General features: G+C 67.7%; 25 protein-coding genes and 2 tRNA genes. 8 read left to right on the plus strand and 19 right to left on the minus strand.

The window, feature by feature from the left end; all coding sequences use genetic code 11:
- Positions 1–14: 14 nt before the first annotated feature.
- Both rsgA and PQB87_RS05720 read right to left on the minus strand, forming a co-directional pair.
- The gene (gene rsgA / locus PQB87_RS05715; RefSeq protein ID WP_021159738.1) at positions 15–956 is read right to left on the minus strand and encodes a ribosome small subunit-dependent GTPase A; all 942 of its coding nucleotides are present in this window, start codon (positions 954–956) and stop codon (positions 15–17) included.
- The gene (locus PQB87_RS05720) at positions 953–2,212 is read right to left on the minus strand and encodes a M48 family metallopeptidase (RefSeq protein WP_021159737.1); all 1,260 of its coding nucleotides are present in this window, start codon (positions 2,210–2,212) and stop codon (positions 953–955) included. Before PQB87_RS05720 ends, rsgA begins: the two co-directional genes overlap by 4 nt.
- Positions 2,213–2,329: 117 nt before the next feature.
- Here PQB87_RS05720 and orn point away from each other — a divergent pair, with 117 nt between their 5' ends.
- On the plus strand, positions 2,330–2,950 hold the full coding sequence (gene orn / locus PQB87_RS05725) for an oligoribonuclease (RefSeq protein WP_021159736.1): 621 nt from the start codon (positions 2,330–2,332) through the stop codon (positions 2,948–2,950).
- 34 nt (positions 2,951–2,984) lie between these two features.
- On the opposite strand, the gene mog is transcribed toward orn, so the two are convergent.
- Both mog and yjgA read right to left on the minus strand, forming a co-directional pair.
- Positions 2,985–3,599, minus strand: a complete 615-nt coding sequence (gene mog / locus PQB87_RS05730; RefSeq protein ID WP_111939772.1) for a molybdopterin adenylyltransferase — start codon at positions 3,597–3,599, stop codon at positions 2,985–2,987.
- Complete coding sequence (yjgA, locus tag PQB87_RS05735) at positions 3,583–4,185, minus strand: ribosome biogenesis factor YjgA (RefSeq protein WP_279609146.1); 603 nt, start codon at positions 4,183–4,185, stop codon at positions 3,583–3,585. The genes mog and yjgA overlap by 17 nt, the downstream gene beginning before the upstream one ends.
- 127 nt (positions 4,186–4,312) lie before the next feature.
- Between yjgA and pmbA the strand changes: the two genes are divergently transcribed.
- On the plus strand, positions 4,313–5,683 hold the full coding sequence (pmbA, locus tag PQB87_RS05740) for a metalloprotease PmbA (RefSeq protein WP_027788039.1): 1,371 nt from the start codon (positions 4,313–4,315) through the stop codon (positions 5,681–5,683).
- An 86-nt stretch (positions 5,684–5,769) separates the two neighbouring features.
- Here pmbA and PQB87_RS05745 read toward each other — a convergent pair whose 3' ends face one another.
- Both PQB87_RS05745 and PQB87_RS05750 read right to left on the minus strand, forming a co-directional pair.
- Positions 5,770–6,270: a dihydrofolate reductase gene (locus PQB87_RS05745; protein WP_153487991.1), complete on the minus strand. Its 501-nt coding sequence runs from the start codon at positions 6,268–6,270 to the stop codon at positions 5,770–5,772.
- A gap of 270 nt (positions 6,271–6,540) precedes the next feature.
- Positions 6,541–6,759: a hypothetical protein gene (locus PQB87_RS05750; protein WP_226128618.1), complete on the minus strand. Its 219-nt coding sequence runs from the start codon at positions 6,757–6,759 to the stop codon at positions 6,541–6,543.
- A 609-nt stretch (positions 6,760–7,368) separates the two neighbouring features.
- Between PQB87_RS05750 and PQB87_RS05755 the strand changes: the two genes are divergently transcribed.
- Entirely contained in the window at positions 7,369–8,766 is a 1,398-nt protein-coding gene (locus tag PQB87_RS05755) for a sigma-54 dependent transcriptional regulator (protein ID WP_059681805.1), read from the plus strand.
- 41 nt (positions 8,767–8,807) lie between these two features.
- Positions 8,808–9,779 (plus strand): thymidylate synthase, encoded by a 972-nt coding sequence (locus PQB87_RS05760; RefSeq protein WP_489242669.1) that lies wholly within the window; start codon positions 8,808–8,810, stop codon positions 9,777–9,779.
- A 102-nt stretch (positions 9,780–9,881) separates the two neighbouring features.
- Here the strand turns inward: PQB87_RS05760 and PQB87_RS05765 are convergent, their stop codons facing one another.
- Both PQB87_RS05765 and PQB87_RS05770 read right to left on the minus strand, forming a co-directional pair.
- Positions 9,882–12,425, minus strand: a complete 2,544-nt coding sequence (locus PQB87_RS05765) for a DUF6600 domain-containing protein (RefSeq protein ID WP_489242670.1) — start codon at positions 12,423–12,425, stop codon at positions 9,882–9,884.
- Between the two features lie 162 nt (positions 12,426–12,587).
- Positions 12,588–13,295 carry an ArsR/SmtB family transcription factor gene (locus PQB87_RS05770; RefSeq protein WP_027788033.1) on the minus strand — a complete coding sequence of 236 codons (708 nt, stop codon included), beginning with the start codon at positions 13,293–13,295 and terminating at the stop codon, positions 12,588–12,590.
- Positions 13,296–13,490: 195 nt separating this feature from the next.
- On the opposite strand from PQB87_RS05770, the gene PQB87_RS05775 reads away from it, so the two are divergent.
- Positions 13,491–13,631 carry a hypothetical protein gene (locus tag PQB87_RS05775; RefSeq protein WP_006753078.1) on the plus strand — a complete coding sequence of 47 codons (141 nt, stop codon included), beginning with the start codon at positions 13,491–13,493 and terminating at the stop codon, positions 13,629–13,631.
- Between the two features lie 130 nt (positions 13,632–13,761).
- Complete coding sequence (locus tag PQB87_RS05780; protein WP_012328135.1) at positions 13,762–14,274, plus strand: acyl-CoA thioesterase; 513 nt, start codon at positions 13,762–13,764, stop codon at positions 14,272–14,274.
- Positions 14,275–14,345: 71 nt separating this feature from the next.
- On the opposite strand, the gene fumC is transcribed toward PQB87_RS05780, so the two are convergent.
- The 3 genes from fumC to PQB87_RS05795 all read right to left on the minus strand — a co-directional run bounded on the left by fumC (position 14,346) and on the right by PQB87_RS05795 (position 17,637).
- Entirely contained in the window at positions 14,346–15,740 is a 1,395-nt protein-coding gene (gene fumC, locus PQB87_RS05785; RefSeq protein ID WP_489242671.1) for a class II fumarate hydratase, read from the minus strand.
- Positions 15,741–15,895: 155 nt separating this feature from the next.
- The gene (gene norM, locus PQB87_RS05790; RefSeq protein ID WP_489242672.1) at positions 15,896–17,284 is read right to left on the minus strand and encodes a multidrug efflux MATE transporter NorM; all 1,389 of its coding nucleotides are present in this window, start codon (positions 17,282–17,284) and stop codon (positions 15,896–15,898) included.
- 134 nt (positions 17,285–17,418) lie between these two features.
- Positions 17,419–17,637 carry an RNA-binding S4 domain-containing protein gene (locus PQB87_RS05795; protein WP_021159725.1) on the minus strand — a complete coding sequence of 73 codons (219 nt, stop codon included), beginning with the start codon at positions 17,635–17,637 and terminating at the stop codon, positions 17,419–17,421.
- Positions 17,638–17,906: 269 nt separating this feature from the next.
- Between PQB87_RS05795 and PQB87_RS05800 the strand changes: the two genes are divergently transcribed.
- A complete protein-coding gene (locus PQB87_RS05800) occupies positions 17,907–18,308 on the plus strand; it encodes a hypothetical protein (RefSeq protein ID WP_489242673.1) in 402 nt (133 codons plus the stop codon).
- Between the two features lie 123 nt (positions 18,309–18,431).
- Here PQB87_RS05800 and PQB87_RS05805 read toward each other — a convergent pair whose 3' ends face one another.
- The 8 genes from PQB87_RS05805 to fdxA all read right to left on the minus strand — a co-directional run bounded on the left by PQB87_RS05805 (position 18,432) and on the right by fdxA (position 22,815).
- Positions 18,432–19,214: a DUF4088 family protein gene (locus tag PQB87_RS05805; RefSeq protein ID WP_059681813.1), complete on the minus strand. Its 783-nt coding sequence runs from the start codon at positions 19,212–19,214 to the stop codon at positions 18,432–18,434.
- A gap of 161 nt (positions 19,215–19,375) precedes the next feature.
- Entirely contained in the window at positions 19,376–19,714 is a 339-nt protein-coding gene (locus PQB87_RS05810) for an AzlD domain-containing protein (RefSeq protein ID WP_021159722.1), read from the minus strand.
- On the minus strand, positions 19,711–20,478 hold the full coding sequence (locus PQB87_RS05815; protein ID WP_489242674.1) for an AzlC family ABC transporter permease: 768 nt from the start codon (positions 20,476–20,478) through the stop codon (positions 19,711–19,713). The genes PQB87_RS05810 and PQB87_RS05815 overlap by 4 nt, the downstream gene beginning before the upstream one ends.
- A gap of 122 nt (positions 20,479–20,600) precedes the next feature.
- Entirely contained in the window at positions 20,601–21,500 is a 900-nt protein-coding gene (locus PQB87_RS05820; RefSeq protein WP_111939645.1) for an AraC family transcriptional regulator, read from the minus strand.
- Between the two features lie 61 nt (positions 21,501–21,561).
- Positions 21,562–22,047, minus strand: coding sequence for a CreA family protein (locus PQB87_RS05825; RefSeq protein WP_027788025.1), 486 nt, complete (start codon positions 22,045–22,047; stop codon positions 21,562–21,564).
- Positions 22,048–22,166: 119 nt separating this feature from the next.
- A tRNA-Asn gene (locus PQB87_RS05830) sits at positions 22,167–22,242 on the minus strand.
- 71 nt (positions 22,243–22,313) lie between these two features.
- Positions 22,314–22,389 (minus strand) — tRNA-Asn (locus PQB87_RS05835).
- 102 nt (positions 22,390–22,491) lie between these two features.
- On the minus strand, positions 22,492–22,815 hold the full coding sequence (fdxA, locus tag PQB87_RS05840) for a ferredoxin FdxA (protein WP_011351384.1): 324 nt from the start codon (positions 22,813–22,815) through the stop codon (positions 22,492–22,494).
- A 300-nt stretch (positions 22,816–23,115) separates the two neighbouring features.
- Here fdxA and pncB point away from each other — a divergent pair, with 300 nt between their 5' ends.
- Complete coding sequence (pncB, locus tag PQB87_RS05845) at positions 23,116–24,315, plus strand: nicotinate phosphoribosyltransferase (protein WP_059498126.1); 1,200 nt, start codon at positions 23,116–23,118, stop codon at positions 24,313–24,315.
- The last annotated feature ends 83 nt before the right edge of the window (positions 24,316–24,398 follow it).

Consider the following 24,398-nt stretch of genomic DNA (forward strand, 5'->3'; position numbering starts at 1 on the left):
CGCGTGCCGCGCGATCAGCGGACGATCTGGCTTGCCTCGTGCACGAGTTGCGCATACAGCGCATGCCGTGTCGGCGCGATGCGGCCGTCGGCGACGGCTTCGAGAATCGCGCAGCCGGGTTCGTGCAGATGATGGCAATTATAGAAACGGCAGTCCGCGAGCAGCGGCCGGAACTCCGGAAACGCGCGCTCGAGACGGCCTTCCGTCAGGTGGTAGAGGCCGAATTCCTGGAAGCCCGGCGAATCGATCAGGGCGCCGCCGCCTTCCAGCGGGTAGAGGCGCGTGAACGTCGTCGTGTGACGGCCGCTGTTGAGCGCGGCCGAAATCTCGCGTGTGGCGGCTTCGGCGTCGGGAACGAGCAGGTTCACGAGTGTCGACTTGCCCATCCCGGACTGGCCGAGCAGGATCGTCGAATGCCCGGCGAGGTGCGGCATCAGTTGCGCGCGCGCGTCGTCGGGCGAGCCTTTCACCGACAGCTCGAGCACGTCGTAGCCGAGTGCGCGGTAGGGCGCGAGGCGCTCGCGCGCGACCGGCAGCGCGGCTTCGACGTCGATCTTGTTCAGCACGACGAGCGGCTTCAGCTCGTTCGCCTCGGCGGCAATCAGCGCGCGGCCGAGCAAGTCCTCGCTGAAATAGGGCTCGGTCGCGAGCACGATCAGCAACTGGTCGAGGTTGGCCGCGAACAGCTTCGACTTGAACTGGTCGGAGCGGTACAGCAGGTTGCGCCGTTCGCCGATCTCGACGATGACGCCCTGGTCGGCCGAGGCGAGTTCGTACGCGACACGGTCGCCGACCGCGATATCGCTCTTCTTGCCGCGCGGGAAGCACTGCAGCATCGGGCCGCCATCGTCGGGCGCGACGATGTAGTGGCGCCCGTGCGCCGCGATCACGCGGCCTTCGGCACGCTGCGCGCCCGACGCGCGCGGCGCCGGCTTGCGGGAGGTCGGCCGGCTCATGCGTGCTGCAGCAGGCGGTCGATCCGCTGCGAGGCGGGCGGATGCGAGTAGTAGAAGGCCGTGTAGACAGGGTCGGGCGTCAGCGTCGACGCATTGTCCTCATAGAGCTTCACGAGCGCGCTGACGAGATCCTGCGCGTCGGTCTGGCTGGCCGCGAATGCGTCGGCCTCGAATTCGTGCTTGCGCGACGTGAGGCTGCCGAACGGCGTCGCGAAGAACAGGAACACGGGAATCGCGAGGAAGAACAGCACGAGCGCGGCGCCCGCGTTGCTCGTGTCGAGCGACGGCGTGACGCCGAGCCCCGTGTAGAACCACGTGCGCTGTGCAAGCCAGCCGAGCAGCGCGAGCAGCACGAGGCTCAGCACGAACGACACGAGCATCCGCTTCATCACGTGGCGGCGCTTGAAGTGGCCGAGTTCGTGCGCGAGCACGGCCTCGATTTCCTGGCCGGACAGCCGCGCGAGCAGCGTGTCGAAGAACACGATCCGCTTCGAGGCGCCGAAGCCCGTGAAGTACGCGTTGCCGTGCGCGGAGCGGCGGCTGCCGTCCATCACGAACAGGCCCTTCGCCGCGAAGCCGCAGCGCTTCATCAGCGACTCGATGCGCGCGCGCAGCGCGTCGTCCTTGAGCGGTTCGAACTTGTTGAAGATCGGTGCAATGAAGGTCGGGTAGATCAGCAGCACGAGCATCTGGAACGCGACCCAGACGATCCAGGTCCACAGCCACCACAGGCTGCCGGCCTGGTTCATCAGCCACAGCACGACGAACAGCAGCGGCAGGCCGAGCGCGGCGCCAAGCAGCGAGTTTTTCAGCATGTCGGTGAAGAACAGCCGCTTGGTCATCCGGTTGAAGCCGAAGCGCTGTTCGATTCCGAACTGGCGGTAATACTCGAACGGGACGTCGATCGCGCTCGTGATCACGAGCACCGCGGCGACGAGCGCGACCTGCTGCCCGTAGCCGCGGCCGAGCCAGCCGGTGAGCAGCGTGTCGAGCGCGCCGACGCCGCCGAGCAGCGTGAGGCCGACCAGCACGGCCGCGCTGACGACGATCTCGAGCATCGTCAGCCGGGTGCGCTCGACCGTATAGTCGGCCGCGCGCTGGTGGGCGGTCAGCGGGATGGTCGCGCTGAACTGCGCGGGGACGCCGTTGCGGTGCGCGGCGACGAAGCGGATCTGCCGCGACGCGAGCCACAGCTTGGTGACGACCATCGCGAGCACGGCGAGCGCGAACAGCAGGGTGAACGAAAAGGGTGACATCGAAGGCGCCAAAGGGTTCTATGCGAGAATTATATGTTCTTGCGGACCGGGCCCGCTGATGCGATGCCGGCCGCCCGGGCGGCGCCGCGCGCTGCCCGCCATTTTCCAGGATGACTCATGACCGATACCGCCGCTTCCACCAGCCAGCCCGCGCTCGTGCGCAACGAGTTGAACCTCGTCTGGCTCGACATGGAGATGACGGGCCTCGACCCGGATAACGACCGCATCATCGAGATCGCGGTCGTCGTGACCAATTCCACGCTCGACGTCGCCGTCGAAGGCCCCGTGTTCGCGATCCACCAGAGCGACGAAACGCTCGCGAAGATGGACGACTGGAACAAGTCGACGCATGGCCGCTCGGGCCTGATCGACCGCGTGCGCGCGTCGACCGTGACCGAAGCGGACGCCGCCGCGCAGCTGCAGGCCTTCCTCGCGCAGTACGTGTCGCCCGGCAAGTCGCCGATGTGCGGCAACTCGATCTGCCAGGACCGCCGCTTCATGGCGCGCTGGATGCCCGAATTCGAGCGGTTCTTCCACTACCGCAACCTCGACGTCAGCACGCTCAAGGAGCTGTGCCGCCGCTGGCAGCCGGCGATCTACAAGGGGTTCCAGAAGCGGGCGATGCACACGGCGCTCGCGGACATCCACGAGTCGATCGACGAGCTGAAGTACTACCGCGAACATTTCCTGATTCCGGCCGCGTCGGCTCCGGCAGGCGAGTCCGCGCCGGCCGCCTGAGCGGGCCGGCACGCGCCCGGCGCCGGGTACAGGCTCAGCGCCGCGCGCTTTTCGGCCGGAACGCCGCGACCACCGCGGCGTCGGTCTCGATATACGGGCCGCCGATCAGGTCGATGCAGTAGGGCACCGCGGCGAAGATGCCGGGCACGGTCGACTTGCCGTCGGCATCGCGCAGCCCTTCGAGCGTTTCCCGGATCGATTTCGGCTGGCCCGGCAGGTTGATGATCAGCGCCGCATGGTCGGCCCGGGCCGTTTCGCGGATCACCGCGACCTGCCGCGACAGGATCGCGGTCGGCACGAAATTCAGGCTGATCTGCCGCATCTGTTCACCGAACCCGGGCATTTCCTTCGTCGCCACGGCCAGCGTGGCCTCGGGCGTCACGTCGCGGCGCGCGGGGCCCGTGCCGCCGGTCGTCAGCACGAGGTCGCATCCCGCGACGTCGACGAGCTCGACGAGCGTGGCGGAGATCGTGGGCGCATCGTCCTGGATCAGGCGCGTTTCGGCGCGCCACGGCGACGTGAGCGCGCCGGCGAGCCATTCCTGCAACGCGGGAATGCCCTTGTCTTCGTAGACGCCCGTGCTTGCGCGGTCGCTGATCGACACGAGGCCGACGACGAGCTCGTCCGGGTGGTTACGCTTCGTCGTCATGGTCGTCTCCGGCGTCGTCCGCCGTTTCGTCGTCCGCATCGGACGCGCCGCCGGCGGCCTTGATCCACTGGAACAGCTCGCGGAAATAGCGGGGCGGCTTGCCCTGCTGCGCTTCCTTGCGTGCGTTGCGGATCAGCGTGCGGCCTTCCTGGATATCGGCTTCCGGGTGCTGGCGCAGGAATTCGGTCAGCGCGTCGTCGTTCGCGAGCAACTGTTCGCGCGTGCGTTCGATCCAGTGCAGGCGGGCCGTCGCGGCCTTGTTCACGCCGCGCTGCGCGTCGAGCGCGGTGCGCAGCGCGGCCGTCTCGTCGTCGGTCAGCGAGCGCATCACGCGGCCGACGTACTGGAGCTGGCGGCGCTTGCCTTCGTGATCGGTGATCCGGCGGGCTTCGCGCACGGCGTCCGCGAGATCTTCGGGCATCGGCATGCGCTTGAGGGCGTCCTTCGGCAGGTCGACGAGCGCCTGGCCGAGCTCCTGCAGCGCGTGCATTTCGCGTTTCAACTGGGATTTGCTGGGGCGATCGTAGCCATTGTCGTCGTCCTCGACGGCATGCTCGATCGGCTGGATTCGGGTTTTGCGTGTCATGGACGGCATTGTATCGCGCCGCGGACACGCCAAGCTTGTCGGTGTCCGGCCCCGGACCTTGCTATGATCGCGGGATACGCAATATTTTGAACATGCGGGCGCCCGCCCGCCACCGGATATCAAGACGATGGCAGCCAATCTCGACGTACAAGCGCGCTATTTCCCGCACACGCAGGACCAGCTCAAGGAAATCGCCTCGGACATCCTTCGCCATGCGAAGGCCCTCGGCGCGACGGATGCCGCGACCGAAATCTCCGAGGGCGACGGCCTGTCGGTGTCGGTGCGCCGCGGCGAAGTCGAAACGATCGAACACAACCGCGACAAGATGGTCGGCGTGACCGTGTTCATCGGCAAGAAGCGCGGCAACGCGAGCACGTCGGATTTCTCGCCGGGCGCGATCAAGGATACCGTCGCCGCCGCCTACAACATCGCGCGCTTCACGGCCGAGGACGAGGCCGCCGGCCTCGCTGAAGCCGAGCTGCTCGAAACCGACCCGCGCGACCTCGATCTGTACCACCCGTGGGCACTGACGGCCGACGAGGCCGTCGAACTCGCCCGCCGCGCGGAAGATGCCGCATTCGCGGTCAGCCCGCAGATCCGCAATTCGGAAGGCGCGAGCGTGTCGGCCCAGCATTCGCAGTTCGTGCTCGCGACGTCGCGTGGCTTCCTGTCCGGCTACCCGTACTCGCGCCACTACATCGCATGCGCGCCGATCGCGGGCAGCGGCCGCCACATGCAGCGCGACGACTGGTATTCGTCGAAGCGCAGCGCGACCGATCTCGCGGCGCCCGAAGCGGTGGGCCGTTACGCGGCCGAGCGTGCGCTTGCGCGGATGGGCGCGCGCCGTCTCGACACCCGCAAGGTGCCCGTGCTGTTCGAGGCGCCGCTCGCGGCCGGCCTGCTCGGCGCGTTCGTACAGGCGGTGAGCGGCGGTGCGCTGTACCGCAAGACGTCGTTCCTGGTCGACAGTCTCGGCAAGCCGGTGTTCGCGCCGCACATCCAGGTCGTCGAGGATCCGCACGTGCCGCGCGCGATGGGCAGCGCGCCGTTCGACGAGGAAGGCGTGCGCACGCGTGCGCGCAGCGTCGTCAAGGATGGCGTGGTCGAAGGCTACTTCCTGTCGACCTATTCGGCGCGCAAGCTCGGCACGCAAACCACCGGCAACGCAGGCGGCTCGCACAACCTCGCGCTGCGCAGCTCGAACACGCAGCCGGGCGACGATTTCGACGCGATGCTGAAGAAGCTCGGCACGGGCCTGTTGCTGACCGAGCTGATGGGGCAGGGCGTGAACTACGTGACGGGCGACTATTCGCGCGGCGCGGCGGGCTTCTGGGTCGAGAACGGCGTGATCCAGTATCCGGTCGAGGAAATCACCGTCGCAAGCACGCTGCAGGAAATGTTCCGGCATATCGTCGCGATCGGCGCCGATTCGATCGTGCGCGGCACGAAGGAAACGGGCTCGGTGCTGATCGAGCAGATGACGATCGCCGGGCAGTAAGCGGCGCGCGGCATCGGCCGCCATCAAACAAAAAAAGCCCGACGGCGTGAGTGAGCCGGTCGGGCTTTTTTATTGCGCGCGATGCGTCAGCCGCGCTTGCGCTCGTAGACGACGAACGCATAGCCGAACGTGTTCGGCGCGGCCGCCTGGTGCGCGTCGCGCGACACTTCCTGCCAGTGCGCGGCGTCGGGTGCCGGGAAAGACGCGTCACCGTCGAAGTCGGCATCGATCTCGGTGACGACCAGCTTGTCGGCGAGTGCGAGACCTTCCGAGTAGAGTTGCGCGCCACCGATCAGGAACGCCTCGGGCACCCCGTCGCGCGCGGCGAGCGCCAGCGCATCGGCGAGCGACGTGACCGTGTCGCAGCCGTCGAAGCGTCGCGCCGCATCGCGCGTGACGACGATGTTGCGGCGGCCCGGCAGCGGCCGGCCGATCGACTCGTGGGTCTTGCGGCCCATCACGATCGGTGCGCCCATCGTCGTGCGCTTGAAGAAGGCGAGATCCTCGGGAAGTTTCCAGGGCAACTGGTTGTCGCGGCCGATGATGCCGTTGCGGGCACGCGCGACGATCAGGGTCAACGTCGTCATGAAGGTGGGGAGAGGAAAACCGGAATGGCGCCGATTCTACCGGAACGGCGGTGCGCACCGGTTCCGGGTGCGCACATCCGCCTTCCGGCGCTGCGCGCCGCGACGGTCGAAGCCACGCGGCGCGGCGATGGAATGAATAAAAAGCGTGCCCGCCGGGGGACGGAGCACAAAACCGTTTCGTGTCGAGAGATCGCGAATGCAGCCTCTGATCGATGCTCTCCGGCCTGCCCGGATCAATACGTCATCCTGATCAAATGATTCGATCGACGGTCACTGGTGCGTACTGCCTTGTGCGGTGCCTTCCATCGCGTGCTGCACGTCGCCCGGCTGCGGTATCGGGAGCGGCATCGGCAACTGGGGCGGCGGGGGGATCTCGTCCCACAAGGTCACCGATGTCCTGCCGGCCGGCAGCGGTTGCGGCGCCGACACGGTCACGATGCCGAACCCGACGCCGTGCTGCATGCCCGGCGCGTTCGATGCAAGCAGCATGGCGTGATCCGGCTTCGAGCTTTCGTCTGCGTGTACGGGTGAGGGCGGGCCGGCGGCCGCGACCGCAATGGTCATCGGCACGAAAGAAAGTAAAAGATGTTTTCGCATGGTCGCTGTCTCCGACGGTTTCCCTATTCAGCGAAATGCATGCCATCGCGCTGCGACCGTTGTCGAGACTGCGATTCGTGCGCAAGCGTTGCGAATTGTGGCGGAAAACGGCTGAAAATGTTTCAGGCCTGAAACGAGGGGGCTCGGGAATACTGCGGATTCAATCGATACGCTTCAAGGATGAAAATCGTCGCATGCATCGATGACTGCACGCATTGCTGCACAGGTGCTATGTGCAGACGATTGACATACATCGACCTCCTGAGCGATCCGGCCGTATCGCCCACGGCACTGAAATCGGATTGTCGTATTCAGTGCCTATAACTAAGCTATCTTGATCAAAATAACTGGACGCGAGATAAGCGCCATCATGCGAGGCTTTGTCGTTGCCGAGCATCGGCATGGCGAATCGAGCCGCCTTCGGCTGCCCCGATTCGATCCTTTCGCACGCATACTGACGTGCACGGCAATCGTTAGACGGTTGAGGAACGGGGTGAGCATATGGGAGTCGATCAGCGGCATGTGATCTACTATTCGCGCGAGCCGAATGACGCGTTGCGCGGCCATTTCGACGAATGCGGCTGGCGTGTCGATCTCGCGGAGACCGTGCGGGACGTACGGCGCGTCGTGCAGCACGGTGTCGCAACGGCGGGGCTGCTCGATTTTTCACCGGGCTTCAAGCCCTCGGACCTGCGCGAACTTGAATCCTGTCTGAGCATTCAGCACATCGGCTGGATCGCGGCGACGCGCCGCGGCCAGTTGCAGGACGCCACGCTGCGCCATCTCATTCGTGACTACTGTTTCGACTACGTGACGATGCCGTACGAGACGGCGCGGATCGTCGAGACCGTCGGTCATGCGCACGGCATGGTCGCGCTGACCGAAACCGCTGCGCCGCCCGTCGGCACGGGACGCAGCGAGGGCGAAATGGTCGGGACCTGCGATGCGATGCTCGGGCTCTTCAGGACGATTCGCCGCGTCGCGGCAACCGACGCACCGGTGTTCATCTCCGGCGAATCGGGTACGGGCAAGGAGCTGACGGCGGTCGCGATTCATGAGCGCTCGTCGCGCGCGCACGCGCCGTTCATCGCGATCAATTGCGGCGCGATTCCGTCGACGCTGCTGCAGGCCGAGCTGTTCGGCTATGAGCGCGGCGCGTTCACCGGCGCGAACCAGCGCAAGATCGGCCGCGTCGAGGCCGCCAACGGCGGCACGCTGTTTCTCGACGAGATCGGCGACTTGCCGCTCGAAAGCCAGGCAAGCCTGCTGCGCTTCCTGCAGGAAGGCAAGATCGAGCGGCTCGGTGCCCACGTATCGGTGCCCGTCGACGTGCGCGTGATCTGTGCGACGCACGTGGACATGGACGCAGCGCTGCGCGAAGGGCGGTTCCGCGAGGACCTGTTCCATCGCCTGTGCGTGCTGAAGATCGAGGAGCCGCCGCTGCGCGCGCGCGGCAAGGATATCGAGATACTTGCGCGCCACATGCTCGAGCGTTTCAAGGGCGACGCACATCGCCGCCTGCGCGGCTTTTCGCCTGATGCGGTCGCGTCGCTGTACGGCTATTCGTGGCCGGGCAACGTGCGTGAACTGATCAATCGCGTGCGCCGCGCGATCGTCATGTCGGAGGGGCGGATGATCACCGCCGCCGATCTCGAGCTGAACGAATTTGCGACACTCGCACCCGTGTCGCTGCTGGAGGCGCGTGAGGCGGCCGAACGGCAGGCGATCGAGCAGGCGCTGTTGCGCCATCGCGGCCGTTTCGCGGATGCCGCGCGCGAACTCGGCGTGTCGCGCGTCACGCTCTACCGGCTGATGTGCGCGCACGGCATGCGCGATCGCGGCGACACGCTGGCAGGGTTTTCGGCGCCGTTGCAGGAGCTTCCGCATCACGCTTGCTAAAATTGGCGGGTACGGCCGCCCTCGCGGCCGAAGGAACCCGCATGAAACAGTATCTCGATCTCGTTCGTACCATTCTCGATACCGGCACCTGGCAGGAGAACCGCACGGGGATCCGCACCATCAGCATGCCGGGCGCGATGCTGCGCTTCGACCTGCAGCAAGGCTTCCCGGCCGTGACGACCAAGAAGCTCGCGTTCAAGTCGGCGATCGGCGAACTGGTCGGTTTCCTGCGCGCTTCCCGCAGCGCGGCCGGTTTCCGCGCGCTCGGCTGCAAGGTGTGGGACGCGAACGCGAACGAGAATGCCCAGTGGCTTGCAAACCCGTATCGCCAGGGTGTCGACGATCTCGGTGACGTGTACGGCGTGCAATGGCGCCAGTGGCCGGGCTACAAGGTGCTCGACGCGGGCGCCGACGCGCAGATCGCCGATGCGACGCGCCGCGGCTTCCGGATCGTTACGCGTTTCGACGAAGACGGCGCACCGAAGGTGCTGCTGTACAAGGCGATCGACCAGTTGCGCCAGTGCCTGGACACGATCATGGAGAACCCGTCCGATCGTCGCATCCTGTTTCACGCGTGGAACCCGGCCGTGCTCGACCAGATCGCGTTGCCCGCGTGCCATCTGCTGTACCAGTTCCTGCCGAACGCTACGAAGCGCGAAATCTCGCTGTGCCTGTACATCCGCAGCAACGACGTCGGCCTCGGCACGCCGTTCAACCTGACGGAAGGGGCCGCGCTGCTGGCGCTCGTCGGCCGGCTGACCGGCTACACGCCGCGCTGGTTCACGTACTTTATCGGCGACGCGCACATCTACGAGAACCAGCTCGACATGCTGCAGCGCCAGCTCACGCGCGAGCCTTACGACAGCCCGCGGCTCGAGATTTCCGAGCGTGTGCCGGATTACGCGAAGACGGGCGTCTATGAGCCCGAGTGGCTGGAACGGATCGAGCCGTCGGACTTCTCGCTCGTCGGCTATCGCCACCACGAGCCGCTGACCGCACCGATGGCGGTCTGATCGCGCGGCCCGGGCCGCGCGGAGGCATCGATCCGCTTCCCGCAGGAAAATGGCCCGACCGGCTGATACCGGTCGGGCCATTTTGTTTCACGTTTGCGGCGCTTACTGGCGGTGCCGCTCTTCGTGGCCGCCTTGCGGCGGCGGGTTGCCCGGGTGTGGCGCCTCGACGTGCGGCGCCGGTTGCGGCCGCGGTTCCATGTGCGGTGCGGGCATCGACGGGCGCGGCTCCATGCGTGGCGCCGGTTGCGGTCTCGGCTCCATGCGCGGCGCCTGCGGTTGCGGGCGCGGCATGTCATGCACGGCGGGGGCCGGCGGCCGGTACTCGTTCACACGTGGCGGGGCGACTTCGTGGTGCGGCGCCGGTTGCGCGAATTCGGGGTGCGGCTGCGGCGCGGGCGCCGCCCGCTCCGGTTGCGGTTGCCCATGCTGCGCCGGTGTCGGGAATTCGGGGCGCGGGCGCGGCTGCGGAATCTGCGCCGTATTGTCGAGCCGTGGTTGCGGCAGTGCGCGCGGCGTTTCGTTCCGGCCGCCGGGCTGCGCGCCCTGCAGCGCCGGTGCGCCCTCCGGATGCGGGATCGCCGCGCTGCGCACCGGCGGCAGCGCATTCTGTCCCGCCGCATGCAGTGCAGTGGGCGGAGCGGGGCGCTGGCGCTCCATCGGTGTGTGCGGCTGCATCCACGCGGGCGACGGCGCCTCGGCCGCGTGCGCATTGCCGATGCCGGCCGGACTGTTGTTCGCCACCGGCGGATGGGGGACACCGTTGCCGGGCCCGAACGCCTGATGCGGCGCCGGGTTGCCGGGTGCCTGCGGCATGCCGCCGTTGGCGAAGTGCGGTGCGCCGGGGTTTTCGCCGTTCGCGGGCCGCGTGGCATTCGGCACGCCGGGCATCGGTGTTCCCGGCCGCCCGGCCTGCAAGGCGGCCGGCTGGCCTTCGCGAGGCGCGCGAGCCGGCTGCACGACGGGGCCGTGCGGATTCACGAGCTGCACGTTGTGCATCGCCCATGCGCCGCCACCCGGTTTGCCCGGTACGCGGACCGGACGCGCCGTATAGTCGGCCGGCACGTTCGTCTTCACGACGGGCGCGCCGGCACCCGGCACGCGCCCGCCTTGCTGCGCGAGGTGGGCGGCGGCCTGGTCGCGATACGCGGCCGGCACGGCGGGATTGCGCGTGGCGACGTACGGATGCTGGGCAATTGCCGCCGGCGGGCGGTAGCTCGCATCGCGCAGCCCGCCGGTGAAGCTCTGGCGCACCGGCGCAATGCCCGGCGTACCCGGCGTGACGTGCGCATTGCGCCATTGCTGCGGGTCGACGTGCTGCGAGAAGTGCGCGACAGGCTGGCCGTGCACGAACGCGGAAGCCGGTACGGCCGTGATCGCGTGCGGCGCACGGAAGTTGACGTAGGTCTTGTTGATGTTGGTGATATTGGTGATGTTCGTCACGTTCACGGTCTTGTTCACGTTGACGTTGTTCACCACGATGTTGCGGTTCACACGGTCGTAGTAGTGCGGGCTCCAGCCGCCCCAGCCCGGATGCCACGGTTCGCCCGGGCCGAGCGCGAACCACGCGCAGCCGGCCGCGGCGACGCCGCCCACCGTGAGCGCGACGCTCCAGTCGGGGCCGCCGCCACCGCCCACGAACGCGACGAGTGCCGGTGCATAGGCCGGCGGCTGGCTGACGGCCAGCGGGCCCGGTACCCAGGCCCAGCTATCGTCCACATACGCCCAGCGGCCGTAGTGATACGGCGCGAAACCCCATGGTGCGTCGTCGACCCACGTCCAGCCCCACGGGGCCTGCCAGATCCAGTGGCCGTCGTGATACGGCGCCCAGTTCGCCGGCGTATCGTTCGGCACCCATACCTGGCCGTAATTCGGGGTGTCGCGCCACGTGCCGTTTGCGTCGAGATCCTGGTAGCCGGGAATGTCACGGGACACATAGCGGGCCGACACCGAGCGTTCCTCGGCCGCGTCGCGGCTGGCGGCCCACCGGTCGAGCGCATCGGGGCCGGGGGCGGCGGCTTGCTGCGCGACCTGCAGGTCGGTGCCCGTGAACACGACCTGCTGCCCCGGTGACAGCGGATACTGGCCGTTGCTGCCGTAGACGGTCGCGCTGCCGCTGCGCACCGTGACCGTCGTGCTCGCGCCGTTCGGTGCGACGTCGACGCGATAGTCGCCGGGGCCCGTGATGCCGAGCGCGAGGTTCGGCGTGTCGATTTCGTACGATCCGCCGGCCGGCAGATCGCGCACGTGAGTCGATACGGTGCCGAGCCCCACTTTCAGCTGGGTCGTCGTGTCGTCGAGGTTCAGCACCGACAGGCTCGTCGACTCGCCGAGCCGCACCGCAGTCGAGCCGATGTGCAGTTCCGAGCGCGCACCGGCATCGTTCCAGAGCTGGTCGCCGGTCGTCAGCGGCCGGTTCACGGCGGCATACGACCACGCGTCGGTGCCGGCCGGCTCGGTCGTCACGGCGCCCGACAGGTAATTGAGCCGTGCGACGCGGCTGGGCGGGTCGCCGCCCGGTTGCCGCGCCGCGGCCGCATACGGAGGGGCGTCGGCCGATTGCGCGAATGCGGAGGGCAGGGCCGCAAGCGCGACGAACGCGAGCAGTGTGCAGCGGGCGGTTCGCTTGAGCGTGAACAGGGTGGCCATGGTGAGCGTCTTCGTCATTGTCGCGGCGCGTCGATTCGTGCCGTTGAGTTCACAATATCCGCTCGGCCTGTTTCAATGCTCGGTGTTTTGTAAGTCGAATGGCACGCGATGTAACAAAACCTGTCGATCGCGCGCCGTTGTCGTGCAGACGCAATGCGGGCGTCAAGCGGACGTAAGCCACTCGTCGAAAACCTGCTGTCCGGGCACGGTGACGCGCAGTACGCGCGGCCGTGCCGCACGCTCGATCCAGCCGTGCGCGCAGAAGCTCTCGAGCAGTGCCGCACCGAGCGCGCCGCCGAGGTGTGAACGCCGCTCGCTCCAGTCGAGGCATCCGCACGCGAAGCGGCGCCGGCGCGTGCGCTGCTGTGCGACGTCGATGCCCCATTGCGCAAGCGCCTGGGTGCCGAGTTCGGTGGTCTCGATCGCGTCGCCGTCCGCCTGCAGCCAGCCGCGTGCGGTGAGCCCGTCGAAGATGCGCACCGCGAGTTCGCCGGCCATGTGGTCGTAGCAGGTGCGCGCATAGCGCAATTCGGCCGGGACCGTGCGGGACGGCGGCGGAGCCGCGCGATGCGGCGCGGCCGCGCGGGCGACGTTCGCGAGTGCCTCGAGCGATGCCGCGATGTCGGCCGATGCGATCCGGTAGTAGCGGTGCCGGCCGCGCACGTCGAGCGCGAGCAGGCCGCCTTCGGTCAAGCGCGAGAGGTGGGCACTTGCGGCGGAGGGCGACAGCCCCGCGATCATCGTCAGCTCGCCTGCCGGTCGTGCGCTGCCGTCCATCAGCACCCACAGCATCGCGGCGCGTCCCGGGTCGGCGATCAGCGAACCGATGCGGCTCAGGCCCGGAAAGTGGTGGTCGTCTTGGTCGGTCATCGTCGTGTCTCGTCAGGCGGGATGCTCTCCAGTGTAGTGGGCGCGCGCATTCGATGTTTCGGTTCTGGCTGAAATGTCGGATGCAGACTTGCCGGCGTCGTCGATGCGGCGAACCGGGCCGCGGCCGCGTGCGGCGCGCGCGTAGAATGGCCGAAAGCGGCGGCAGCGGGCTGCCGCACGTGACACGACGCGACGATGAAGACGATTTTCTGTTTGCTGGCGGCGGCGCTCGTCTGCGCGGCCTGTGCGCAGGGCGGTGCGGGCGCGGCCGGCGAGCGCGGCGGCAGCCTCGAGATGTACGGGACGATCGATCAGGGCATCACGGTGCGCCGCTGACCGGCGCCGGCCACATGCACGCCGGGCACGGCCTCCACAGCCGCGCCACACGGGGCGCCCCGCGACGCGTTGCCGCAGTGCAACGTATAATCGGCCGATTACAGCGCCCCTGCCGCCTGGAGCCAACACGATGTCCCAACCGTCCCCCGTACCGGCCGCCCTCGACCGCACCGAAACCGTATTCCGCTTCCTCGCCGAACCGTCGTCCGTGAACTTCGGCGGCAAGGTGCATGGCGGCGCGCTGATGAAGTGGATCGACGAAGTCGCGTATGCGTGCGCGGCCGTCTGGTCGAGCCGCTATTGCGTGACGGTCAGCGTCGGCAACATCCGTTTCCAGCGTCCGATCCTGGTCGGCAATCTCGTCGAGCTGAAGGCCCGCGTCGTTGCGACGGGCCGCACCAGCATGCACATCCATGTGTCCGTCCATGCCGGGGATCCGAAGGGCGGCGTGCTGCGCCAGACGACCGATTGCCTCGTCGTGTTCGTCGCGGTCGACGAGAACGGCAACCCGGTGCCGGTGCCGCCGTTCGTGCCCGAGACCGACGAGCAGAAGGTGCTCGCGAAATATGCGGCCGACGTGCGGGCCGCGCTCGACAAGATCGTCGAGATGAAGCCGGAAGAAGTCGCGAAAGGCGCGGTCTGACCGCGGCGGGCGCCGCGCATCGCGCCGCGCCCGCGATTCCGTAGATCGTCGTACCGCCGGTCGTCGTTCCGTCAGCGCGACCCGATCATCTGCTCGGGGCGCACCCACGCATCGAATTCCGCCTCGGTCAGGTAGCCGAGCGCGAGCGCGGCCGCCTTCAGCGTCGTGCCTTCCTTGTGCGCCTTCTTTGCGATCTGCGCCGACTTGTCGTAGCCGATGTGCGGATTGAGCGCCGTCACGAGCATCAGCGATTCGTTCAGCAGCAGGGCGATCCGCGAGCGGTTCGGCTCGATGCCCACCGCGCAATGGTCGTTGAAGCTCTGCGCGCCGTCGGCGAGCAGCCGCACCGACTGCAGCACGTTGTGCGCGATCATCGGCCGGAACACGTTCAGCTCGAAATTGCCGCTCGCGCCGCCGACGTTGACCGCGACGTCGTTGCCGAACACCTGGCAGCACAGCATCGTCACGGCTTCGGACTGCGTCGGGTTCACCTTGCCCGGCATGATCGAGCTGCCCGGCTCGTTTTCCGGAATCGACAGTTCGCCAAGCCCGCAGCGCGGCCCGCTTGCGAGCCAGCGGACGTCGTTCGCGATCTTCATCAGGCCGGCAGCAACCGTCTTCAGCGCGCCGTGCGCGAACACCAGCGCATCGGCGGCCGCCATCACCTCGAACTTGCTCGGCGCCGTCACGAACGGCAGCTTCGCGAGCCGGCCGATTTCATCGGCGACACGCACCGCGAACTCCGGATGCGCGTTCAGCCCCGTGCCGACCGCGGTGCCGCCGAGCGCGAGCTCATACAGGTGCGGCAATGCCGATTCGACGTGACGGATGCCCTGGTCCAGCTGCGCGACATAGCCGGAAAACTCCTGGCCGAGCGTGAGCGGCGTGGCGTCCTGCAGGTGCGTGCGGCCGATCTTCACGATGTCGGCGAAGGCCTTCGACTTCGCGTCGAGCGTCGAGCGCAGCGTGCGCAGCGCCGGCAGCAGGTGGTTGACGATCGCGTACGCGGCGGCGACGTGCATGGCGGTCGGGAACACGTCGTTCGACGACTGGCCGCGGTTCACGTCGTCGTTCGGATGAACCTTGCGCGCTTCGCCGCGCTCGCCGCCCATCAGTTCGCTCGCGCGATTCGCGATCACCTCGTTGAGGTTCATGTTGGTCTGCGTGCCGGAGCCCGTCTGCCACACGGCGAGCGGGAATTCGCGCGGATGCTTGCCGGCGATGATCTCGTCGGCCGCGTCGATGATGGCGCGTGCCTTGTCGTCGGCCAGCACGCCGAGCGACTGGTTCACGGCCGCCGCGGCGCGCTTGACGATCGCGAGCGCGTGGATCAGCTCGGGCGACTGCTTCTCGGTCGAGATCCGGAAATTCTGCAGCGAGCGCTCGGTCTGCGCGCCCCAGAGCCGGTCGGCCGGTACGGCGATCTCGCCGAACGTATCGCGTTCCATCCGAACTGCTTCGTTCATGATCCACTCCTCCAGGAAAGGGGAAAGGCCGCGCGTCGTCGCGCGGCATCAGGCATAACCAGACGTATCGTGAGGCAGTCGCGCCGCTGGCGCGGCGTCTCGAGGTCTTCAGCCGACTAGCATAGCGCCGGCCGGGATTTCGCGTCGTGTCGCGCTCAGTGCGGCGACGTCATGAGCGACGCGCTCTTCAGATGAAAGCGCCACCCCATCAGCACGGCGACGCTGGCAAGGCCGGCCGCGAGACCCCACCAGAGGCCGCGGGCGCCGAGGCCCACGTGGAACGCGAACCAGTAGCCGGTCGGGAAACCGATGCCCCAGTAGCCGAGGGTCGCCGCGAGCATCGGGATGCGCGTGTCCTTCAGGCCGCGCAGCGCGCCCGACGCGACGGTCTGCGCGCCGTCGACGATCTGGAACACCGCGGCGATGCCGAGCAGCGACGCGGCGAGCGACACCGTGGCCGCGTTCGACGGATCGTCGAGGTTCAGGTACAGGCCGACGATCGCGTGCGGTGCGACGATCAGCACGATGCCCGACAGCGTCATGAACGCGACACCGAGACCGAGTGCGACGAAACCCGCGTGCCGCGCGGCGACGGGCGCCCCCGCGCCGACCCAGTAGCCGACGCGCACGTTGGCGGCCTGGCCGATCGCGAGCGGCACCATGAACGCCACCGACGCGACGTTCAGCGCGATCTGGTGCGCGGCCAGCGACGTCGCGCCGAGCACGCCGATGGTCAGGCCGGTTGCGAGGAACAGCGTCGACTCGACCCCGTACGTGATCGCCACCGGCCAGCCGATGCCGATCAGCTCGCCCATCATGGGCAGCTTCGGGCGCGCGGCGGTGACGAAATGACGGAAACGCTGCCGGCCGTGCAGCAGCCAGATCAGGGCGAGCGCGGTGAGCCAGATCGTGATCGTCGTCGCGACCGCCGAACCGAGGAAGCCGAGGCGCGGCAGCCCGAACGCGCCGTGGATCAGGCCGTAGTTCAGCACGGCGTTGACGCCGACGCCGCCGATCGACACCCACAGCAGCCGCCGCGCCGCGCCGATCGCCGGAAGGAACGTACGCATCAGCCCGACACCGATCAGGCTGCCGAGCGCGGCGAAGCGCAGGATGCCCGTGTATTCGCCGACGTGATGCGCGAGCAATGGCGGCTCGTGGAACATCAGCAGGATCGGTTCGGACAGCGACAGCGCGATGATGGCCGGAATCGCGAGCAGCACGGACAGCGCGAAGCCGGTCCAGTAGATGTGCGGTACGCGCTCGTCGGCCTTGGCGCCGCGCGCGTGCGCGACGCTGACGCTGACCGACGACAGCACGCCTTGCAGCACGGTCACGATGACGAAGAAGAAGTTCGCGCCGAGCCCGCCGGCGGCGAGCGAATCGGGGCCGAGCGAGCCGAGCAGCACCGTGTCGGTGACGCTCATCGCCATCTGCGAGAGCTGCGCGATCGCGAGCGGCGCGGCGAGGCGGGCGGTATCGGCGGCATGACTGGACAGGGACGGCGGCGCGGCGGCCGTCCGCGTAAGACCGGAATGCGACATGGAATGGGCGCTCGCGCGGGTGCGGGCCCGCGCTATATGTATTTATTTTGAGAGACGGCTAGCTTACGGCTTTATTCGAACCGTGTCGAACGCGCGCGCCGATGGCCATGTCGCAGGCAGGGGAACCGTCGGCCCTAGGCTTCGCGCACCGCAATGCGCGTGTCGCCGAGCAGGACGACCTGGCCCGCGCGGATCTTGCAGGTCTTGCGCAGTTCGACCGCGCCGTCGACTTTCACCGCGCCGGACGCGACGATCAGCTTCGCGCTGCCGCCGCTGTCCGCGAGGCCGGTGATCTTGAGAAGGTTGTGCAGCTCGACGTATTCGCCGGTCAGCGTGAAATCCAGGTTGGGCATGACGAAGAAGGTGCGCAAGGCGCGGGAGGAAACGCTCCGCATCATACGGCACCACGGGCCGGCACGCGAGCGCGGGCCGCCGCGGCATGCAGTTGTTAAGGACTGTGAGCGACTCGTCAGCAAATGAAACGGTGGGTAACAGTCTGAGAGATTCGAGAACCGGCCGGGCGCGCCGCGGGTCTTTTTCGTACCTGCTGCGTGTTGCGGCAGGGGAAGCGACGGACCGCATCGCTGCGGTTCGGGCTCACAACTTCCTGAGGAGAATTGCCATGTCCAAGATTCGTACGATGCTGATCGGTGCCGCGCTGACGGCGTTCGCTACTTCGGCCGCATTTGCCCAGACGGGCACGGCGGTGCAGGGCACGGCCGGTGCCGGCGTGCAGGCGCAGACGCCGGCGGCGGGTGTCGGTGCCGGCATGCAGGGCAGTGCGGGCGCGAACGCGTCGGGCAATGCCGCCGGCGGTGCAACCGATGCGGTCGGCGCGGCAGCCGACGGCGCGAAGGATACGACGTCGTCGGCCGTCCACTCGGCCAAGAAGCACACGAAGCATGCCGCGAAGTCGGCCAAGAGCCATGTCGGTTCGGCCAAGGCGAAGGCCGGCGAAGCGACCGAAGGCGGCGCATCGGTCGGTGCGGGGGGCGGTGCATCGGCCCAGGGCGCCACGCAGTAAGCGGTGCCTGGCGCCGCGCGACGCTCGTCCCTGGCGGTGCGTCGCGATGGCGGTCATCCAACGGCCCGGTTCGCATTGCGCGAACCGGGCCGTTTTCGTGTGTCGATGCGCATGGGGGCGCCGTTACGGGCGGCGCTGTCCTTGCCCTTGTCCCGAACCCGGTGCCGGCCGCGCGGCAGCCGGGGTGAATACGCTGCGCAGCCACGCGGCGAGCCGTGCGAAGACGTCGTACGGCTCCTCGACGAAGATCTCCGGCTTCAGCAGCCGCAGGTATTCCATGATCTGCTGCGCTTCCTGTTTCTGGAACGAGCCGTGTGCGAGCCCGAGCCGCAGCAGCCCGCGCAGTTCGCCGAGCTTGTCGCGCGCGGTGCTGCCGACGCTCATCTCGCACGCGAGCTTGGCCTCGTAGACCCGTTGCCGCAGCGATTCCGCGAGCCGCCACGCCGGCGTCTGCATCAGTTCCTCGAGTGCCTGGATATCTTGCGCCGCGCCCTTGATCTGCGACGCGAGCGGGTCGATCAGCGACGGGTCGCCCTGCGCTTCGGCGACGATCGCCTTTGCCCAGTCGCGGCACGCCTTCGCGAGTTCGTCGGGGGTCCATTCGGAGCGGGACGCGAAGCCGAAGCCGAATTCGCCGGCCTGTCGCATCAGGATCGCGACGACGTCCGGGAATTCCTTGTCGAGCGTGCGTTTGGCCCACGCGTACTGGCCGCCCTGCAGCATCCGCTGCACCGCGTGCTCGGTCAGCGGCACCATGTTGTCAAGCAGTTTGGCGCGCAGGAAATCCTCGAACGACGGCGTCGCGAACTGCGGGTCGAGTTTCAGCGACACGCGGACGAACGCGTCGTAGTCCTTGCGCAGGGACTCGAGCGTGTCGTCCTTGAGGGAAAGGGTGATCTGGCCCATGAATCGTCTCGATGGCGGCCCGCGCAAGCCGGCGGCCGGCACGGCGCACCGGGGCGGGCGCAGCGTCGACTGACCGGTGCGCGCCGAGGCCGGTGGCGGGTCTTCATCCCCTATATCGGCCTGCCGGGCGGAAACTTGAGCGCGCGTGACCGAGCGTGTGCTCAGGCGGGCAGCCAGTGGGGCAGCACGACCCCTTGCCAGAAAAAGAACACCGCGAGCCCTGCCGCGATCGTCACGAGCGGGCGGCGGGTCGCTGCCGACACGAGCACGGCCGCCAGCGCGCCGACGAGCTGAGGATTGCGCCAGGTCAGCTCGGCCGTGCCGCCGTGCGGCGAGACGGTCATCGGCACGATGATCGCGGTCAGCACGGTGACGGGCACGAAGCCGAGCGCGGTCCGCACGAGCGGCGGGAAGGCCAGCCGTTCGCCGAACAGGAACAGCGTCGAGCGGATCGCGTACGTGATGACGGCCATCCCGAGAATCAGCAGCGCGTAGCTCACGATGCGGCCTCCGTGCGCGAGCCGGCACGCGATCGTTCGTGCAGCAGCGTGAGCGCGACGCCGATCGCGACGCCGGCGGCGACCGCGCCGAGCAGTCCGAGCTTGTACGGCCAGCCCTGCCAGAAGTACGCCAGCGTGCCGGCCGTCACGGCCGCCGCGAAATAGCGCAGGGTGCCGAGCTGCGGGACGACGATCGCAATGAACGTGGCCGCCATCGCGAAATCGAGGCCGAGCGACTGCAGGCCCGGGAACGCCGCGCCGAAACCGATGCCCGCGAGCGTCCAGACCTGCCAGTTCAGGTACATCGCGAGCCCCGAGCCGAAGAAGTAGTGGGGGCCGATCGCGCCGGGCGGGAAATGCCGGTAGTGCGCATAGGCGACCGCGAACACCTCGTCGGTCATCAGCGCGCCGAGCGTTGCGCGCCAGTGCAGCGGCAGGTGCGCGACATAGGGCGCGAGCGTCGCGCTGTACAGCAGGTGACGCAGGTTCACGATCAGCGTGGTCGCGAGCACGACGACGAAGCTTGCGCTACCCGCGATCAGGCCGAGCGCGATGAACTGCGCGGAGCCCGCGAACACGGCGAGCGACATCAGCGTGCCATGCCACGCGGCGAGCGGGCCGCCGCCGACGAGCGTGCCGAAAATCACGCCGAACGGGGCGGCGCCAATCATCATCGGGATCGTGTCGCGCGCGCCGTCGAGCCATTCGTTGAACGGGCGGCGAGCGGGCGATGCGGGTGTCGGGTTCAAAGGGTGCTCCTCCATGAACGGGAGGATAGCGGGCGGGGGGCGAGCCGGCTTGTATGTTCTTGCGCTTGGGCGACGAGCCGGTGCTTGCCTGCTTGCAGGCGCCGGCGGCATCGCGTTGGCGGGCCGGACGCCGCGCGTCAGCTCGCCTGCCAGCGCCCGGGCGGTACGCCGAACATGCGTTTGAAATGCCGTGTGAAGTGGCTTTGGTCGACGAAGCCGCTGGCCGCGGCGACATCGGCGACGGGCACGCCCGCGCGCAGCGGCGCCAGCGCGCGTTGCAGGCGCAACTGGTTGCGCCACGCATGCGGCGGCATGCCGTTCGTGCGGGTGAACAGGCGCGCGGCGTGGAACGGCGACAGGCCGGCCGCCTGCGCGACTTCGTCGAGCGTCACCGTGCACGTCAGATCGGCGGCGAGCCGTTCGCGCATCGCGTCGACGCGGGGTTCGTCCGCCGCGAGCGGCGCCGGTCGCGGCAGGGCGTCCGCATGGCGCACGATCAGCGTCGACAACGCATCGAGCATCGCCGTTTCGGCGGCGAGCGGATCGTAGATGCGGGGTGCGCCCGTCGCCGGAACGTCAGCTGCCTGCCCGTGCGCCTGCGAGGGCAGTGCGTGCTCGCTGCCGGCCTCCATCATCCGGTGCGCCAGCGTGAGCCGCGCCGCCAGGTCGGCGTCGCGAATCACGTCGGGCGCAAACCACGGCGCGTCCTGCGGGCGGCCGGCGATCGCGCTGGTGAGTTCGCGGATGAAATCGACCGGCATGTAGCTGACGCGATAGCACCAGCCCTCGTCGGCCGCACGCGACCCCGTATGCACTTCGCCGGGATTGATCACGGGTACGGTGCCGGTTTCTGCGACATGGCCGCTGCCGCGATAGGTGAAGCGTTCCGCGCCTTCGAGAATCACGGGGATCGTGTACGCGTCGTGCCAGTGGGGCGCGAACGTGTGGTCGCGATAGGTGGCCGTGACGAGATCCGCATCCGGCAGCAGCGGCGTGCGCCAGTAGCGTGCGGAGTCGGGAAGGCGGGTGGCGGACATGATCGGGCGCGGAGCGGTCGAACCGACAGTGTATCGCTCGCGCGCCCGGCAGGCGCGGGCCTTACTTGACCGGAATCGTCGTGCCGGCCGGCATCGGCACCGCGGTGACGGCGTTCTTCGGGCTGCCGCTGACGATGCGGTCGCTGTAGGTCAGGTAGACGATCGTATTGCGCTTGGTGTCGACCACGCGCACGACGTGCAGGGTCTTGAAGATGAACGACATGCGCTCGCTGAACACGTCGGTCTGCTGCTTGAGCGGCTCCTTGAAGCTGATCGGGCCGACCTGCCGGCACGCGATCGACGCTTCGCTCGGATCCTCGGCGACGCCGAGCGTGCCCTTGATCCCGCCGGTGCGCGCGCGCGACACGTAGCAGGTCACGCCGTTCACGACCGGATCGTCATACGCCTCGACGACCACGCGATCGGAGCCCGTGACGCGGAAATGGGTGTTGACGCTGCCGACTTCCTCCGCGTGCGCGAGCGGTGCCGCGGCGAATGCGGAAAGCAGGAGGGCGAGTGGTGCTGAGCGGAGGAGACGGTGCTTCATCGACGGAACCGGATGCGAATGCGGGACAGAGACTCTAGCATGCGCGCGACCGGGCGACGAAAGCCGAAAGGCGGGCCGGAAAAACAAAAGGCCCGTCGAATGACGGGCCTTTCGCTATTTGGCTCCCCGACCTGGGCTCGAACCAGGGACCTACGGATTAACAGTCCGGCGCTCTACCGACTGAGCTATCGGGGAATAAATCGGTACATCTGCTTGTTTGTCTACCAGCAAAAAGCCCGTCCACTTTCAACGGGCCTTTGCGTTTTTGGCTCCCCGACCTGGGCTCGAACCAGGGACCTACGGATTAACAGTCCGGCGCTCTACCGACTGAGCTATCGGGGAACAAACAACAACAGCAGAGAAACGAGATTGTATGGAGCGTTGATCAACCTGTCAACACTTTTGGGCCACGGCGCACAAAAATTTTTTGCGGCCGCTGCGCGATCAGCGCTCGAGCAGGTGCAGTTTGTCCTGCACGTCCTTCCACTCGTCCGCGTCGGCCGGTGCCGGCTTGGTCTTCGTGATCGACGGCCAGTCCTTTGCCAGCTCGGCGTTCAGCGCGGTGAACTGCTGCTGGTCGCCCGGAACGTCTTCTTCGGCATAGATCGCATTGGTCGGGCACTCGGCGACGCACACGGCGCAGTCGATGCACTCGTCCGGATCGATGGCGAGAAAGTTGGGACCTTCACGGAAGCAATCCACCGGGCACACATCCACGCAGTCCGTGTATTTGCACTTGATGCAGCCTTCGGTCACAACGTGAGTCATTAAAACGCTCCTGCTTGGCGGTATATATGGGGTGGCGTTTGCGCCAAAACCGGCATTGTAACTGAAGCGCAAAACCCGCATGGCGTGGTCGGCTATCCGGCTTATATCGTTTCGTGATTAGTTTATGGCGGCCCGCAGAAGGGACTCGCCGACGGGGTGCGTGCACTGTACGGCGGCGCGGCCGGGGAGCGCGGCAGGCGGTTTCGCGATGGTCGGGCCCGCATTCGGGTAACATGGCCGGCAGACCGGGCGGCGCGCGGTGCGCCTGGGCCCTGTCACGATACTGGCGGTGCCGTAATCATGATCATCACTTCGCTGCTCGACACGGATCTCTACAAGTTCACGATGATGCAGGTCGTCCTGCATCACTTTCCTGCCGCAAACGTCGAGTACCGCTTCCGGTGCCGTACGCCCGGCGTCGATCTCGTGCCGTACATCGACGAGATCCGCGACGAGGTGCGCGGCCTGTGTTCGCTGCGCTTCACCGACGTCGAACTCGACTACCTGCGGCGCATGCGCTTCATCAAGAGCGATTTCGTCGACTTCCTCGCGCTGTTCCACCTGAACGAGAAATACATCTCGATCACGCCATCGCCGAAGGGCAACGGCGAGATCGACATCGTGATCGAGGGGCCGTGGCTGCACACGATCCTGTTCGAGATCCCGGTGCTCGCGATCGTCAACGAAGTCTATTTCCGCAACACGCAGCGCGAGCCCGACTATCGCGAAGGTCGCGAGCGGCTGTGCGAGAAGATCAAGCTGCTCGGCGCGAAGCCCGAGTTCGCCGACTGCAAGATCGCCGACTACGGCACGCGCCGGCGCTTCTCGAAGGTGTGGCACGAGGAAGTCGCCCTCACGCTGCGCGACGGGCTCGGCCCGCAGTTCGCCGGCACGAGCAACGTGCTGTACGCGATGAAGCACGGCATCACGCCGCTCGGCACGATGGCGCACGAATATCTGCAGGCGTGCCAGGCGCTCGGCCCGCGGCTGCGCGATTCGCAGATCTACGGTTTCGAGATGTGGGCGAAGGAGTATCGCGGCGACCTCGGGATCGCGCTGTCGGACGTCTACGGGATGGACGCGTTCCTGAACGACTTCGACATGTACTTCTGCAAGCTGTTCGACGGCGCGCGCCACGATTCGGGCGATCCGTTCGAGTGGGGCGAGCGCATGCTGCGCCACTACGAGGCGAACCGCTGCGACCCGCGCACCAAGGTGCTCGTGTTCTCGGATGCGCTCGACATCCCGAAGGTCATGCAGTTGTACGAACGGTTCCGCGGCCGCTGCAAGCTCGCATTCGGCGTCGGCACCAACCTCACGAACGACCTCGGCTACGTGCCGCTGCAGATCGTGATCAAGATGGTTCGCTGCAACGGGCAGCCGGTCGCGAAACTGTCGGATACGCCGGGCAAGAGCATGTGCGACGACAAGGCGTATCTCGCGTACCTGCGCCAGGTGTTCGGCATCGCGCAGCCGGTCGAGGAAGACGCGTCGAAGTAGGCGTCGGCCGAACGGCCAAAACTGCGTCGCGGCGGGGCCGGCCGGTATAATCCGACGGTATCGCCCGCCAACGTCACGAGGAC

Source organism: Burkholderia sp. KL41, from assembly GCF_057005415.2.